The organism is Methanosarcina spelaei (assembly GCF_002287235.1).
In the GTDB taxonomy this organism is placed as follows: domain Archaea; phylum Halobacteriota; class Methanosarcinia; order Methanosarcinales; family Methanosarcinaceae; genus Methanosarcina; species Methanosarcina spelaei.
Genome location: NZ_LMVP01000236.1, coordinates 1 through 1,915, shown reverse-complemented (window position 1 = coordinate 1,915; position 1,915 = coordinate 1). Strand labels below are relative to the sequence as shown.

The following is a 1,915-nucleotide window of genomic DNA, read 5'->3' as shown; positions in this document are numbered from 1 at the left end:
TTGTTACATCAGGAAAAGCACCATTAAACGTTAAATTTACTGACACAAGCACAGGAACACCTGCTGCATGGAAATGGAATTTTGGAGATGGAACAAGTTCAACCCAGCAGAATCCAGTTCACAAGTATTCCAAAGCAGGAACATATACTGTTATTTTAACAGTAAAGAATGCTGTAGGCAGCAACACGGTAACAAAAACAGACTATATAAAAGTGACAGCAAAACCGGTTGCTGAATTCTCTGCAACTCCCACCTCAGGAAAAGCGCCATTAACGGTTGCTTTTACTGATACTAGCACAGGCTTACCAACTAAATGGAAATGGAACTTTGGAGACGGTGCATCGTCCACAATCCAGAATCCAAAGCATAAGTATTCCAAAGCAGGAAAGTATACGGTAACACTCACTGTTACCAATGCTAAGGGTAGTAATACGATAACAAAAACAGATTATATAAAAGTGACAACTAATACAAAATAAGGAATATAATCTGAAACTGAATAAACCCTTAGATTGAAAAAAAGAAAAAATCGAGGCTAAAGAGTTGAGAGATCAGTGACATATCTGGCAAAATAACCCTTTAGCCTTTTTACTAGTACTGTGATTCTAAAGTAGGTTCATAAAACTTAACTTTTGAATAGACTAGAAGATCACGGATTTTTCCAGAAATTAAGGAATTGATTTTGGAATCGAAGCACTAGAGTTGAAAGCCAACTTCTGTTTGTAATTTTTTATAATTATTCTGACTCAATCTTTGTTCCAGCAAAATATTATGAAAATCTTTTTTAGAATCTATGTTCTGCAGGCTAACATGATATTTTAAGTGTTTATTTGATAGCGTTTCTTAATCGTCGTTTAATATTTTTATGGTTGAAAACTGACTCAGTTCCAAAATCTAGTGATGAAAGTAAGTGTAACATCACTACATAAATTTATAATTCTCTAATTATGTAATGATGTTACGGCAAAAACAATGGTAATTATAAATCTTACTTTTAATAACTTATCGGAACTCCCTGCTCTCTCATACCTTTTTGATAGTTATAGCAATGATTACGAATATACCACAAGAGGAATTTTTCGTAGAAAAATTCCTCCAGCCTGCCCTATTTGCAGTGCTCCTATGGTTCATAACGGCTATAATCTATACATCAAAAAAGGTCTTGGAAAAATCAGCATTGGTCGATACAAATGCCAAAATTGTGGTAGTACAGACGAAGAAGATCATAGTTTTTGGGAAGGTCTGAAAACTTTACTTTTTGATTCATTTAATAATTTTTTCCAGGTGCTCAGATACCATAAAGTTTCTTATGATGGAATTTCTGATATAATGAGCTTCATATTTCCAAGATCAAGAAGCACTATTTTTAGAACATTCAACAAAGAAATGGAACAGGAAAATGTTCCAATTTTAGAAAATGTACATATGGTGCACTATGACGAACAGCATCCAAAAGAGGGACGTTGTCAGAAATACCGTTTAACATTACTGGATGCAAAAACTCAAAGAACAATAGCAGATGAACTTTTTGAGGATAAAAGTTCAGAAACCATCAAAACGTTTCTACGAAAAAATCTAGATACATCAGAACCTGTGTTTATTGTTACGGATTTTGATAAGAGATACCCAGATATTTTAAAGGAAGTTTTTGGGGATAAGTTAGTGCATCAATACTGTTTGATGCACTTAAACAAGCTTATAGTTAGCGATTTTCCGAAGAAAACAACAATTGAACAGGAACTATTAAAATACAGGTTATTGAATATATTTTACAATCGTGAAAATGAGATTAAATTCCTGGAAAAAATTCTATCTGAAGAACTTAACGTAATTATGAATGAAGAAAAGCATCAAGAATGGAGTATAAAGGCAAAAAAGGAATTTAACCGATTTAGATATAAATTGAAGCTAGAAA

General features: G+C 33.0%; 2 protein-coding genes. Both read left to right on the top strand.

Features of this window, described 5'->3' with window-relative positions; translation table 11 throughout:
* A partial coding sequence (locus ASJ81_RS12000) for a PKD domain-containing protein (RefSeq protein WP_141241694.1) occupies positions 1-479 on the top strand: 479 nt, incomplete at its 5' end.
* A 493-nt stretch (positions 480-972) separates the two neighbouring features.
* Positions 973-1,915: ISNCY family transposase (locus tag ASJ81_RS11995; protein WP_095644267.1), on the top strand; the 943-nt coding region annotated here is incomplete at its 3' end.